This window comes from Streptomyces sp. GbtcB7 (genome assembly GCF_019091445.1).
GTDB classification, from domain to species: domain Bacteria; phylum Actinomycetota; class Actinomycetes; order Streptomycetales; family Streptomycetaceae; genus Streptomyces; species Streptomyces mirabilis.
Map to the genome: position 1 here is coordinate 1 of NZ_JAGXJM010000017.1, position 12,565 is coordinate 12,565.

General features: G+C 70.4%; 11 protein-coding genes. 3 read left to right on the top strand and 8 right to left on the bottom strand.

All coding sequences use genetic code 11. From position 1 onward, the window contains the following. The first annotated feature begins 490 nt into the window (after nt 1–490). Nucleotides 491–1,489 (top strand): tryptophan--tRNA ligase, encoded by a 999-nt coding sequence (trpS, locus tag KVT44_RS26430; protein WP_217569149.1) that lies wholly within the window; start codon nt 491–493, stop codon nt 1,487–1,489. A gap of 64 nt (nt 1,490–1,553) precedes the next feature. Here the strand turns inward: trpS and proC are convergent, their stop codons facing one another. The 3 genes from proC to KVT44_RS26445 all read right to left on the bottom strand — a co-directional run bounded on the left by proC (nt 1,554) and on the right by KVT44_RS26445 (nt 4,236). Next, nucleotides 1,554–2,363 (bottom strand): pyrroline-5-carboxylate reductase, encoded by an 810-nt coding sequence (gene proC / locus KVT44_RS26435; RefSeq protein WP_067373583.1) that lies wholly within the window; start codon nt 2,361–2,363, stop codon nt 1,554–1,556. 224 nt (nt 2,364–2,587) lie between these two features. Then, nucleotides 2,588–3,388: an ABC transporter permease gene (locus KVT44_RS26440; RefSeq protein WP_217569150.1), complete on the bottom strand. Its 801-nt coding sequence runs from the start codon at nt 3,386–3,388 to the stop codon at nt 2,588–2,590. After that, nucleotides 3,385–4,236: an ABC transporter ATP-binding protein gene (locus KVT44_RS26445; RefSeq protein WP_217569152.1), complete on the bottom strand. Its 852-nt coding sequence runs from the start codon at nt 4,234–4,236 to the stop codon at nt 3,385–3,387. The genes KVT44_RS26440 and KVT44_RS26445 overlap by 4 nt, the downstream gene beginning before the upstream one ends. Nucleotides 4,237–4,530: 294 nt before the next feature. On the opposite strand from KVT44_RS26445, the gene KVT44_RS26450 reads away from it, so the two are divergent. Next, entirely contained in the window at nt 4,531–5,967 is a 1,437-nt protein-coding gene (locus KVT44_RS26450; RefSeq protein ID WP_217569154.1) for a SulP family inorganic anion transporter, read from the top strand. Here KVT44_RS26450 and KVT44_RS26455 read toward each other — a convergent pair. From KVT44_RS26455 to KVT44_RS26470, 4 genes are all read right to left on the bottom strand, one after another. After that, nucleotides 5,931–6,785, bottom strand: coding sequence for a class I SAM-dependent methyltransferase (locus KVT44_RS26455; protein WP_217569155.1), 855 nt, complete (start codon nt 6,783–6,785; stop codon nt 5,931–5,933). The two genes, KVT44_RS26450 and KVT44_RS26455, sit on opposite strands and share 37 nt — an antisense overlap. 186 nt (nt 6,786–6,971) lie before the next feature. Then, complete coding sequence (locus tag KVT44_RS26460) at nt 6,972–7,451, bottom strand: EamA/RhaT family transporter (RefSeq protein WP_217569158.1); 480 nt, start codon at nt 7,449–7,451, stop codon at nt 6,972–6,974. Nucleotides 7,452–7,516: 65 nt separating this feature from the next. After that, nucleotides 7,517–7,834 (bottom strand): hypothetical protein, encoded by a 318-nt coding sequence (locus KVT44_RS26465; RefSeq protein WP_254649928.1) that lies wholly within the window; start codon nt 7,832–7,834, stop codon nt 7,517–7,519. A 46-nt stretch (nt 7,835–7,880) separates the two neighbouring features. Then, the gene (locus KVT44_RS26470) at nt 7,881–8,213 is read right to left on the bottom strand and encodes an SH3 domain-containing protein (RefSeq protein ID WP_217569162.1); all 333 of its coding nucleotides are present in this window, start codon (nt 8,211–8,213) and stop codon (nt 7,881–7,883) included. 204 nt (nt 8,214–8,417) lie between these two features. Here KVT44_RS26470 and KVT44_RS26475 point away from each other — a divergent pair, with 204 nt between their 5' ends. Then, nucleotides 8,418–10,538 carry a PQQ-binding-like beta-propeller repeat protein gene (locus KVT44_RS26475; protein ID WP_217569164.1) on the top strand — a complete coding sequence of 707 codons (2,121 nt, stop codon included), beginning with the start codon at nt 8,418–8,420 and terminating at the stop codon, nt 10,536–10,538. 82 nt (nt 10,539–10,620) lie between these two features. Here KVT44_RS26475 and ilvD read toward each other — a convergent pair whose 3' ends face one another. After that, the gene (gene ilvD, locus KVT44_RS26480) at nt 10,621–12,474 is read right to left on the bottom strand and encodes a dihydroxy-acid dehydratase (protein WP_099921312.1); all 1,854 of its coding nucleotides are present in this window, start codon (nt 12,472–12,474) and stop codon (nt 10,621–10,623) included. Nucleotides 12,475–12,565: the final 91 nt, after the last annotated feature.

Consider the following 12,565-nt stretch of genomic DNA (forward strand, 5'->3'; position numbering starts at 1 on the left):
CCGACTCTATCAGATCCTTTCGGGCCTGATTCCCAGTCAGCGGGGCTTGTCTTCCCGGCCCTTGGGCCGTTCCGACGAGTGAGACTTTAGCGGATTCCTGGCTCCCGAGCTAATCGGGGTGGCGCTCTTTCGAACGCGGATTCCTCATTTCGCAAACACGCATGAAAACGAGCCGACGACGAGTCGCCGTTCGCTGAGTGCTTGTTGCGGAATGGCTGTCCGGGGACCGACCGGGGTCGGCGCTCACGTCGGACAACTCGGAGAACACTACGTACGGGGTAGGGGCGTGTCAAATCCGCCCCGGGATGCCCTCCGGAGGCGTAACCTCGGGGCCATGACTACACGTACGTGCACCCAGCAGTGGTGGGCCGCCTGACGGCGGCCGTACTCACGTATGTACTCAACGGCCGCCGCCTCGGCGGCCGTTTTTGTGTCTCCCTCCTGGGGAGCCGGCCGGCGGGTGCGGCGGCCTCGACCAGGAGGTGGAGAGATGACGCGGGTCTTCAGTGGGGTCAAGCCGACCGGGCATCTGACGCTGGGGAACTATCTCGGGGCCATGCGACGGTGGGCCCATGTCGATCAGCACCAGGCCGACGCCCTGTTCTGCGTCGTCGACCTGCACGCGCTGACCGTGGACCACGATCCGGGGCGGGTGCGCAGGCTCAGTAGGCAGGCGGCGACGTTGTTGCTGGCCTCGGGGCTCGATCCGGAGCTGTGCACCGTCTTCGTGCAGAGTCATGTGGACGAGCACGCGCGGCTGTCCTATCTGCTGGAGTGCGTCGCGACCGACGGGGAGATGCGACGGATGATCCAGTACAAGGAGAAGGCCGCGCGCGAGCGGGAGCGGGGCGGGAGTGTGCGGCTGTCCCTGCTGACGTATCCCGTGCTGATGGCGGCGGACATCCTGGCGTACGGGACCGACGAGGTGCCGGTCGGGGACGACCAGACGCAGCACGTGGAGCTGACCCGGGATCTCGCGGTGCGGTTCAACCAGCGCTACGGGCACACCTTCGTGGTGCCACGAGCCACGCGGCCGCAGGTCGCGGCGCGGGTCATGAATCTGCAGGAGCCGACGTCGAAGATGGGCAAGAGCGATGACGTGGGGCCGGGCGTCGTCTATCTGCTCGATGAGCCGGATGCCGTACGGAAGAAGATCATGCGGGCCATGACCGACAGCGGGCAGGACGTCGTGTACGACCCCGAGGCGCGGCCGGGGGTCTCGAACCTGCTGGAGATTCTGGCCGCCTGTGAGGGTGGGGATCCGGAAACCCTGGGCGGCGCCTATGAGTCGTACGGCGCATTGAAGAAGGACACCGCCGAGGCCGTGATCGAACTCCTCAGGTCCGTGCAGGAGAGGCACAAGCGGTTGTGCGCGGATCCCTCCTATGTGGAGGCGGTTTTGCGCGACGGCGCCGCAAAGGCCCGGGAGATGGCGCGTCCTCGGGTGGACGCGGCGTATCGGGCGATCGGGCTGCTGGCCGCCGGCTGAAGTCCCGGAGGGGGAGGGGTTGAGCGAGCGGCGGGCCGGGGCGGTGGCTCCGGCCCCGCTGTCTCTAGCTGTTGCCGGAGGCCAGTTCGCGGCTACGGTCGCGGGCTGCCTCCAGTGCGGCGATGAGGGCCGCGCGGACGCCGTGGTTCTCGAGTTCGCGGATCGCGTTGATCGTGGTGCCCGCGGGAGAGGTGACGGCCTCGCGGAGTTTCACGGGGTGCTCCCCGCTGTCGCGGAGCATCACGGCGGCGCCGATCGCGGACTGGACGATCAGGTCGTGGGCCTTGTCGCGGGGCAGGCCGAGCAGGATGCCCGCGTCCGTCATGGCCTCGACCAGGTAGAAGAAGTACGCCGGTCCCGAGCCGGAGAGCGCGGTGCAGGCGTCCTGCTGGGACTCGGGGACGCGGAGCGTCTTGCCGACGGCGCCGAAGATCTCCTCGGCGTGGGCGAGGTGCGCTTCGGTGGCGTGGCTGCCGGCGGAGATGACGGACATCGCCTCGTCGACGAGGGCGGGGGTGTTCGTCATGACCCGGACGACCGGGGTGCCCGCGGCCAGGCGCTCCTCGAAGAAAGAGGTGGGGATGCCGGCCGCGCCGCTGATCACCAGGCGGTCGGCGGGGACGTGCGGGGCGAGTTCGTCGAGGAGGGTGCCCATGTCCTGCGGCTTGACCGTGAGGATCAGGGTGTCGGCGTTCTTGGCGGCCTCGGCGTTGGTGACGGCGGTGACGCCGTAGCGCTCCTGGAGTTCCCTGGCGCGCTCGGGGCGGCGGGCCGTGACCAGCAGGTCGGTGGGGGCCCAGCCGGATCGGATCACTCCGCTGAGCAGGGCTTCGCCGATCTTGCCGGTGCCGAGGACTGCGACTTTCTGGGTCATGGTGCGGGTGCCCTCCGGGGGTGCGTCGTCCTGGGGTCATCCTCGCACTTGGGGGGTTGGGCGGGGTGGGGTGTCCGTTGGGCGGACGGGGGTGGGTTTGCTGCCGTGAGGGCCCGGACCTCCGGGTGGGTTCTTCGGCTGCGGGACGGTGGGGGCTTGGCGCGCAGTTCCCCGCGCCCCTGGGGCACGGGGCTGCGCCCCGGCGCCCCATCACCATCGATTCGTCATGCGGTGCGGCGCCTCAGGGTTGCTGCGCCCAGGGTCAGTACCAGGAGGGCGCAGCCCGCCACGATGAACGCGTCGCGGACGAAGTTGGTCGTCATGTCGGTGTGCTTGAGCACTTCGTTCATGCCGTCGACGGCGTAGGACATGGGGAGGACGTCGGAGAGGGCTTCGAGGACGGGGTGCATGGTGGAGCGGGCCGTGAAGAGGCCGCAGAGGAGGAGCTGGGGGAAGATCACCGCCGGCATGAACTGGACCGCCTGGAATTCCGAGGCCGCGAAGGCCGAGACGAAGAGGCCGAGCGCCGTGCCGAGCAGGGCGTCGAGGAGGGCCACGAGCAGCAGGAGCCAGGGGGAGCCCGTGACGTCGAGGCCGAGGAACCAGACCGCGAGGCCCGTGGCCAGGGCCGACTGGACGACGGCGACGGCGCCGAAGGCCAGGGCGTAGCCGGCGATCAGGTCGCCCTTGCCGAGGGGCATGGCGAGGAGGCGTTCCAGGGTGCCCGAGGTGCGTTCGCGCAGGGTGGCGATGGAGGTGACCAGGAACATCGTGATCAGCGGGAAGATCCCGAGGAGGGAGGCCCCGATGGAGTCGAAGGTACGCGCGCTGCCGTCGAAGACGTAGCGGAGCAGGACGAGCATCAGGCACGGGATGAGGATCATCAGCGCGATGGTGCGCGGGTCGTGGCGGAGCTGGCGCAGGACGCGGGTCGCGGTGGCGGTCGTACGGGAGTAGTTGATCGCGCTCGGGCGGGCGGGGGCCGTCGTGCCCGCGTGCAGGGTCGCGTTCGCGGGCGTGGTCATCGGACGGTCTCCTTGCGGGTGTCGGCGGTCGCGGTGGCCTCGTCGACCAGGTGGAGGAAGGCGGCTTCGACGGTGTCGCGGCCGGTGCGTTCGCGCAGGGCGTCGGGCGTGTCGTCGGCGAGGATCTCGCCCTCGCGCATCAGGAGCAGGCGGTGGCAGCGCTCGGCCTCGTCCATGACGTGGGAGGAGACCAGCAGCGTCGCCTTCCGTTCCGTGGCGATGGCGTGGAAGAGGTTCCACAGGTCGCGGCGCAGGACCGGGTCGAGGCCGACGGTGGGCTCGTCGAGGACCAGGAGTTCGGGGGTGCCGAGCAGCGCGACGGCGAGGGAGACGCGGTTGCGCTGGCCGCCGGAGAGGTTGCCGGCGAGGGAGTCGGCGTGGGTGGTGAGGTCGACGTCGGCGATGGCCTGGGTGACATGGGCGTCGCGGCGGTCGGCGGCGGCGCGGCCGGGGTCGAGGATCGCGGCGAAGTAGTCGAGGTTCTGGCGGATGGTCAGGTCGTCGTAGACCGAGGGGGCCTGGGTGACGTATCCGATGCGGGAGCGGAGTGCGGCGTCGCCGGCGGGGCGGCCGAGGACTTCGAGGGTGCCGGTGACTTTGGCCTGGGTGCCGACGATGGTGCGCATGAGGGTGGACTTGCCGCAGCCCGAGGGGCCGAGGAGTCCGGTGATCTGGCCGCGGGGTACGGCGAAGTCGAGGCCACGCAGGACGGTGCGGGGGCCGCGTACGACGGTAAGGCCTGCGGCGTGGATGGCGGTGGCCGGGGACTGAAGGGACTGGGGGGACTGGGGGGTGGTGGTGGTCGTGGCGGTGGCGCGGTCGGGGGGCCGAGGAGCAATATTCATCATGTGATGAATATTGCTCGGGAGTGGTGGCGGCGTCAAGCCCGGTCGCACTCGACGGCGCAGGCGCGCGGCGGCGTGATCGGAAGGGGGCGCTCCGGCGTGCGGCGGGGTGGTGCGCTTCCGTGTTCACTCAGCGGTTACGCGGAAGGGCTGCGCGATCAACTCCCGTTACCGACAATGGATTTCAGTGCGCGGTCATATGCCCACCGGCCTTGGTGCCGCGCCGTTGGATCCGCCGCGCCCTCCCCCGGCTCGGCACCCACGCATCTTCCGCTCTCAACCGGAGGTGCCGTTGCCATGCGTAAAGCCGATCTGCGTCGAGCCGATCTGTTCGCGTCTCTCGTCGTGTTTCTCGTCGCGTTGCCGTTGTGTGTAGGGGTCGCCATCGCCTCGGGCGTGCCGGCCGAGTTGGGGCTGGTGACCGGGATAGTCGGCGGGCTGGTCGCCGGGGTGCTGCCCGGGAGCAGCCTTCAGGTGAGCGGGCCCGCGGCCGGGCTGACCGTGCTGGTGTACGAGGCGGTGCAGACGTACGGGCTGCGGGCCCTGGGTGTGCTGGTGCTCGGCGCCGGGCTGGTGCAGCTCACGCTCGGGGCGCTGCGGCTCGGGCGGTGGTTCCGGGCCGTGTCCGTGGCGGTGGTGCAGGGGATGCTCGCCGGAATCGGGCTCGTGCTGATCGCGGGCCAGGTCTACGCGATGGGTGACGCGTCCGCGCCCGCGAGCGGGCTCGGGAAGATCGCCGGGCTGGTGTCGCTCCCCGGGGACACGGACCCGGTGGCCCTCGCGGTCGGGGGCGCCACCGTGGTCGTACTGCTGCTGTGGCCGCGTTGGCGGCGGGGGGCGCGGGTGGTGCCGGCGCCGTTGCTGGCGGTGGCGCTCGCGGCGGGTGTGACCGGGGTGTTCGATCTGTCCGTGCGGCGGGTCGAGGTGCGCGGGCTGCTCGATGCCGTGCAGCCGCCGTCCTTGGCGGACCTGGGACGGCTCACGGAAGTGGGCATGCTCGGGACGGTGGTCGCCTTCGCGCTGATCGCCTCCGCCGAGTCGCTGTTCAGCGCGGCGGCGGTGGACCGTCTGCACCGGGGGCCGCGGACCGACTACGACCGTGAACTCATGGCGCAGGGTGCCGGGAACGCCGTGTGCGGGGCGCTCGGGGCGCTGCCGATGACCGCGGTGATCGTGCGGAGCGCGGCGAATGTGCGGGCCGGGGCGGAGACCAAGGTCTCGCGCGTACTGCACGGGGTGTGGCTGCTGGTCTTCACGGTGGTGGTGCCCGGGGTCCTCGGGATCATTCCGGTGGCGGCGCTGGCGGGGTTGTTGGTGCACGCGGGCTGCAAGTTGGTGCCCGTGCGGGAGGTGCGGGTGTTGTGGCGCGGGCATCGCGGGGAGGTGGTCGTGCTGGGTGTGACGGCGGTGGCGATCGTGGTGGGGAATCTGTTTGAAGGGGTGCTGGTCGGGCTTGCGCTCGCCGTCGCCAAGACCGCGTGGGACATCAGCCATGTGCATGTGGAGACGGAGGACCGGGGGGCCGCGGGGATGGTCGTACGGGTGATGGGGAACGCCACGTTCCTACGGCTGCCGAAGCTGCTGGACGCCTTGGAGGCGTTGCCGCACGACCGTGACGTACGGCTGGAGTTGGGCGGGTTGCGGCATGTGGACCACGCGTGTGCGGCGGCCCTGGAGCGATGGGCCGCCGCGCGGGATCACGAGCGGGTGGCCACGATCACCAGTACGTCGTAGACCTCCTCGACCGTGCCGTCCGGGAAGGTCTCCAGGAGGCGGGTGCGCTCCTCGGCGAGGAAGGCGTCGGTGTCTTCCTTGTCGAGGATCAGGAAGGCCGAGTGGCTGCCGATGTTGGCGAGGTGGGTGTCCACGGGGACGTGGCGGCTCCAGCGGACGACGCGGTGGGTGTGGGGCGGGGGTTCGGGGGCGCCTTTGAAGGCGCGTTCGGTGAGGAAGTCTGGGGTTCGCCGGCGGGATTCGGTGTCTTTTGGGGTCTTGGTGGCGACGATTCCTTCTTCGGTTTTCGTGGCGGTGCCTTCTTCGGTGGGGTGGGCGTCCTCGAAGTACTGATCGATGCGCTGGGCCTGGGCGGCGATCCAGGGGACGTCGAGGGCGGACGTGTTCCACCAGAGCGCGAGGGCGCCGCCGGGGCGCAGGACGCGGAAGGCCTCCGGGAGGGAGTGGGCCGGGTTCGTCCAGTGCCACGACTGGGCGTAGGTGAGGAAGTCGGCGGAGGCGGTGGCGAGGGGGAGGGCGTCGCCGGTGCCCCGGACCAGGGGGATGTCGGGGTGGGCGCGGCGGAACTCGGCTGCCATGCCCTCGCCGGGTTCCACGGCGATGACGTCCGCGCCTCGGGCGTGCAGGAGGGTGGTGGAGATGCCGGTGCCCGCGCCCACGTCGATGACCTGCGCGCCCTTGAGGGGGCGGGCGGCCAGGTCTTCGAGGGTGGTGAAGAGGGCGGGTGGGTAGGAGGGGCGGTTCGCGGCGTACTGGGCTGCGGCCGTGTTGAAGGAGTGGGCTCGGGTGGTGTGGGAGAAGCGCGGGTGGGTCGTCATAAGGGAATGGTGGTGCGGGTTGGGGGTGGGGAACAGCGGTTTTCGCCCCCGCCGCCCCTACCCGACCCATCCCGAACCTGGGACTCCGCCCCCAGACCCCCGGGCGGGTTTGTCGGCTGCGGGACGGTGGGTGCTTGGCGCGCAGTTCCCCGCGCCCCTGAAAGGCACGGGGCTGCGCCCCTGCCTTCAGGGGCGGCGGCGTTTTTTGGAGGGGTTGCGGGAGCGGCGCTCGTACTGGCGGCGTGCCTCCTCGTACTCCTCGCGGGCGAGCTTCTCGCCCGGGGCCTCGGTGAGGGTGCGGAAGGCGTAGGCGAGGAGGGAGCCGATGAAGCCGATGGCCAGGAGGCCGCGGAGGGAGGCCTGGCGGTCGGGGTCGGGGCGCTTGGAGAAGGCGTCCCAGGTGTGGCGGAACGCGAGCGCGCTGCACACCGCGAACATCACCACGACCAGGAGGATCACCGGTTTGCCGACGTCCGCGATCGCCAGGCCCTGGTAGGCGAAGCGGAGCACGAAACAGGCGGCGACCGCGGCGGCGAGCGAGCCGACGGCCACGGCGATGCGGCGGGCCGTGTAGCCGCCGTCCTGGGCCACCCAGGTCGTCCCGAAGAAGCGGAGGGGGTCGGGCTGGGGTCCCGCGGGGGTACCGGACTGGTTCTCGTCACTCACTCGACGATTATCGCTCCGGCCGGCCGCGGGGCCCCAGGCCTCGTTCGGACCCAGGCCTAGTTCGGTCAGGCGCAGCGCGGTGCGACGTAGCCGTCGCTGCCCGTCTTCACGTAGACGTCGGCCACGAACTGTCCGTTGGCGATGTTGTCCCAGATGTTGGAGGTCCCGTAGGGGCCGGTGACCGTCTCTCCCGGGGCCTGGCAGTAGATGGGCACGGACGAGCCCGGCACCAGCGTCCGCACGACGCTGAAGTGAATGCCGGGGCCGGAGCGCACGTTCACCGAGTACCCAGGGGCTATGGGGTAGGTCCTGGTGGCCGCGGAAGCCTCGGAAGCGGCTCCCACCACCAGCATGACGGTGGCGGCGAGCCCTCCGGCCAGCATGCTCCGTCTGCGCAAGGGGGTCATGATGTCGTCTGTCTCCTTCTTCTCAGGAGCAGCGCGGCGCGATGTAGCCGTCGCTGCCGGTCTTCACGTAGGCGTCGGAGATGTACTCGCCGTTGGCGATGTTGTCCCAGATGCTGGTGGTGCCGTACGGGCCGCTCACGGAGTCGCCCGGGCGCTGGCAGGAGATCGACACGCGTGAGCCCTCGGGCAGGACCCGCACGATGCGGTAGCTGGTGCCGGGGCCGCTGCGGACGTTCACCGCGTAGCCGGGTGCGATGGGGTAGGTGACTTGCGCTGCGGTTGCGCTCGCGGTCGCCGTCGTCGACACCGCTTCCTCGTCACTGCTTTCCACGTTTTCAATTCGCTCAACAGCCATTGAGGCCTCCCCCGTTGAATCAGATGGAACCGATCCAGCAGATCGAGCACATCGAGCTGATGGATCGGTGGACCGATGGATTCAGGCAGTGCACATGTGTACGCCTGTCGCACGCGGAGGCTAGCAAGCCGCCTCGGTCTCGTACGAGGAATCGACTAGGCTCCGTGCGTCGCGCGTGCGGACGAACAGCACGGGGGTGGGTCCATGGCGCCACAGCGGAACTCCGGAGCGGATCCGGAAGCGGAACTTCCCGAGTACGCGGGGCAGTACCGCCTTGACGAGCGCCTCGGATCCGGTGGCATGGGCGTGGTCCATCTGGCCCGCAGCGGCTCGGGGCTGCGGCTCGCGGTGAAGGTCGTGCATGCCGCGTTTGCCATGGATCCCGAGTTCAGGGGGCGTTTCCGGCAGGAGATCGCCGCGGCGCGGCGGGTGAGCGGTGCGTTCACCGCCCCCGTGGTCGACGCCGACCCGGAGGCCGAGCGCCCCTGGATGGCCACCCTGTTCATACCGGGCCCGACCCTCGCCGAGCAGGTGAAACGGAACGGACCCATGCCCGCCTCCCAGCTGCGGCGGCTGATGGCCGGGTTGGCCGAGGCGCTGCGCGACATCCATCGGGTGGGCGTCGTACACCGGGATCTCAAGCCCAGCAACGTCCTGCTGGCCGAGGACGGCCCGAAGGTCATCGACTTCGGTATTTCACGGCCGTCGGACAGTGAACTGCGCACCGAGACGGGCAAATTGATCGGAACGCCGCCGTTCATGGCACCCGAGCAGTTCCGCCGTCCGCGGGAGGTGGGACCGGCCGCCGACATCTTCGCCCTGGGCTCGGTGATGGTGCACGCGGCGACAGGCCGTGGCCCCTTCGACTCCGACAGCCCCTACGTCGTCGCCTACCAAGTCGTCCACGACGAGCCGGACCTGACCGATGTGCCCGACAACCTCGCACCGCTCATCACCCGCTGCCTCGCCAAAGAGCCCGAGGACCGGCCGACGCCCGACGAGCTGATGCGGGAGCTGCGCTCGTTGGCGGCTTCGTACGACACGCAGGCGTTCATTCCGGCTCAGCGCACCAACCAGGCCGACGCCCCGGCCGCCCCGGCCGCTCCCGCCGACGCGCAGTCTCCGCCGCTCGCGCGAAGGTTCAAGGGCCGAGCGCTCAGGCGCGTCGCCCTTGCCGTCGGCGCTCTCGTCCTTGTCGCGGGCGGGACGTTGGCCACGACCCGGCTGCTCGGACAGGACGGCACCAGCACCGCTCCGCCGGACCATCAGCAGCGGTCCGCACCGGCCGCCTTCAGCGGGTGGAACACGAAGCCCGCGGCCCGAGCCGACGGGGCGCCCCAATGCTCGTACGGCGGCGGGAAGTTGTTCTGTGCCCAGCCGGGACTGGTCTCCGCCCTCGACCCGGTCGACGGCAAGGTGCTGTGGCGTCACGCCTCGACCGAGCGGAGCCTCCCGGGCGAGGCGCCCGCGATTTCGGGCGGCCTGGTACATGCCGTGACTCACGCCGGTCGCCTCCTGGAGGCACTCGATCCCGCCTCGGGCAAGGTGCGCTGGAAGATGGACCTTGCGGCGTACGGCCGATGGCAGCATGTGGGGGGCTTGGTGCTCCTCACCCGTGCCGACGGGACGGTCAGCGGGGTGGACGGCGCCACGGGTGAGGGCCGTTGGAGCCGCCGGTTGCCGGAACAGACCGCGCCGAACGTCGCCGCGTTTGCCGGGGACGAACTCGCCTACGCCACGAGCACGACGGGCGACGGAACGCGTACGCAGGTGACCGCGGTGGACCCGGAGACCGGCGACGTGCGGTGGAACACCGGTCTGAAGGGGACGCTGTATCCGGTCGGCGCATGGCGGGGCACCGTGTTCTTCACGTCGGTCGACAAGAGCACCCAGACCGTCGCCCTGGTCCAGTACGACCCGAAGAGCAGGGCGTCGCACCGGGTGGGGCTCGATGTGGCGCTGCCGCAGGCTCAGACCACCGTCCGCGGGAGCACCGTCTACATGATGAGCACCCTCGGCGCGCTGGTGGCCGTCGATATGGACGCCCGGGAGCAGCTCTGGCGCCTGGAGACCTCCGTGAGCCGGGGCTCGGCACCGGCCGCCGACGCCAAGCACGTGTACTTCACCGCGTCCGACGGGCGGCTGCTCGCCGTGGACACCGTCCGGGGCAAGCTCGTGGGCCAGACCCGGACAAGACTCGGAACGGAGTCGGACCGGATCGCGGCGGGACTGCAGAAGCCGATGATCGCCGATGGCCACGTCTACACGAGCGCGCCCGACGGGACCGTGTTCGGCGTGGCGGGGGACGATCCGGCGGCCTGGTGAGCCAAAGGGGCAGAACAACAAGGGGGCAGAACAAAGGAGCCGCTTCGAAGAAGCGGCCCCTTCATGAGCTTCTGGGGTCTGGTCAGCCCAGCTTGGAGACGTCTCGTACCGCGCCCTTGTCGGCGCTCGTTGCCATCGCGGCGTAGGCGCGGAGGGCGGCGGAGACCTTGCGGTCGCGGTTCGCGGGGGCGTAGACGCCGTTCAGGGCGTCGCGGCGGGTGGCGAGTTCCTCGTCGGAGACCAGGAGTTCGACCGAGCGGTTCGGGATGTCGATGCGGATGCGGTCGCCGTCCTGGACCAGGGCGATGGTGCCGCCGGAGGCCGCCTCGGGGGACGCGTGGCCGATGGACAGGCCCGAGGTGCCGCCGGAGAAGCGGCCGTCGGTGATCAGGGCGCAGGTCTTGCCGAGGCCGCGGCCCTTGAGGAAGGACGTCGGGTAGAGCATCTCCTGCATGCCGGGGCCGCCCTTGGGGCCCTCGTAGCGGATGACGACGACGTCGCCGTGCGTGATCTCCTTGCGGAGGATCTTGTCGACGGCCTCTTCCTGCGACTCGCAGACGACCGCGGGGCCCTCGAAGGTCCAGATGGACTCGTCGACGCCCGCCGTCTTCACGACGCAGCCGTCGACCGCCAGGTTGCCCTTGAGGACCGCCAGGCCGCCGTCCTTGGAGTAGGCGTGCTCGGCGGAGCGGATGCAGCCGCCCTCGGCGTCCTCGTCCAGGGCCTCCCAGCGCTCGGACTGGGAGAAGGCCTCGGAGGAGCGGACGCAGCCGGGGGCCGCGTGCCACAGTTCGATCGCCTCGGGGGACGGGGATCCGGCGCGCACGTCCCAGGTCTTCAGCCAGTCGGAGAGGGACGGGCTGTGGACCGAGTGGACGTCCTCGTTCAGGAGGCCCGCGCGGTGCAGTTCGCCCAGCAGGGCGGGGATGCCACCGGCGCGGTGCACGTCCTCCATGTAGTACGTGCGGTCCTTGGCGACGTTCGGGGCGACCTTGGCGAGGCACGGCACGCGGCGCGAGACCTCGTTGATCTCGTCCAGGCCGAAGGGGACGCCCGCCTCCTGGGCGGCGGCCAGCAGGTGCAGGATCGTGTTGGTGGAGCCGCCCATGGCGATGTCGAGGGCCATGGCGTTCTCGAACGCGGCGTGCGTGGCGATGTTGCGGGGCAGGACCGACTCGTCGTCCTGGTCGTAGTAGCGGCGCGTGATGTCGACCACCGTGCGGGCCGCGTCCTCGTACAGGCCCTTGCGGGCCGTGTGGGTGGCGAGCACCGAGCCGTTGCCGGGGAGGGACAGACCGATGGCCTCGGTCAGGCAGTTCATCGAGTTGGCCGTGAACATGCCGGAGCAGGAGCCGCAGGTCGGACAGGCGTTCTCCTCGATACGGAGGATGTCCTCGTCCGAGATCTTGTCGTTCACGGCGTCGGAGATCGCGTCGACCAGGTCGAGCGTACGGACCGTGCCGTCGACCAGGGTGGCGCGGCCGGACTCCATGGGGCCGCCGGAGACGAAGACCGTCGGGATGTTCAGGCGCAGGGCCGCCATGAGCATGCCGGGGGTGATCTTGTCGCAGTTCGAGATGCAGATCAGGGCGTCGGCGCAGTGCGCCTCGACCATGTACTCGACCGAGTCCGCGATCAGGTCGCGGGAGGGCAGCGAGTACAGCATGCCGCCGTGGCCCATCGCGATGCCGTCGTCGACCGCGATGGTGTTGAACTCGCGCGCGATGCCCCCGGCCGCGGTGATCGCCTCGCTGACGATGCGGCCGACGGGCTGGAGGTGGGTGTGGCCCGGCACGAACTCCGTGAAGGAGTTGGCGACCGCGATGATCGGCTTCCGTCCGATGTCCGCGCCCGGTACACCGGAGGCACGCATAAGGGCGCGTGCGCCCGCCATATTGCGGCCGTGGGTGACTGTGCGGGACCTCAGCTCGGGCATCGTCGCTCGCTCCTTCGGAGAGTAATGACTGAGGTCGAGCCTACGCCGGTGCGCCAGGATTCGGACGGGGCGTCCGGAATGCGGGATGCGC

Coding starts and splice junctions, on each gene's coding strand:
- KVT44_RS26450 (WP_217569154.1), top strand. CDS start 4,531: ATGCGTAAAGCCGATCTGCGTCGAGCCGATCTGTTCGCGTCTCTCGTC.
- KVT44_RS26440 (WP_217569150.1), bottom strand. CDS start 3,388: ATGACCACGCCCGCGAACGCGACCCTGCACGCGGGCACGACGGCCCCC.
- KVT44_RS26470 (WP_217569162.1), bottom strand. CDS start 8,213: ATGGCTGTTGAGCGAATTGAAAACGTGGAAAGCAGTGACGAGGAAGCG.
- KVT44_RS26465 (WP_254649928.1), bottom strand. CDS start 7,834: ATGCTGGCCGGAGGGCTCGCCGCCACCGTCATGCTGGTGGTGGGAGCC.
- ilvD (WP_099921312.1), bottom strand. CDS start 12,474: ATGCCCGAGCTGAGGTCCCGCACAGTCACCCACGGCCGCAATATGGCG.
- KVT44_RS26475 (WP_217569164.1), top strand. CDS start 8,418: ATGGCGCCACAGCGGAACTCCGGAGCGGATCCGGAAGCGGAACTTCCC.
- KVT44_RS26455 (WP_217569155.1), bottom strand. CDS start 6,785: ATGACGACCCACCCGCGCTTCTCCCACACCACCCGAGCCCACTCCTTC.
- proC (WP_067373583.1), bottom strand. CDS start 2,363: ATGACCCAGAAAGTCGCAGTCCTCGGCACCGGCAAGATCGGCGAAGCC.
- KVT44_RS26445 (WP_217569152.1), bottom strand. CDS start 4,236: ATGATGAATATTGCTCCTCGGCCCCCCGACCGCGCCACCGCCACGACC.
- trpS (WP_217569149.1), top strand. CDS start 491: ATGACGCGGGTCTTCAGTGGGGTCAAGCCGACCGGGCATCTGACGCTG.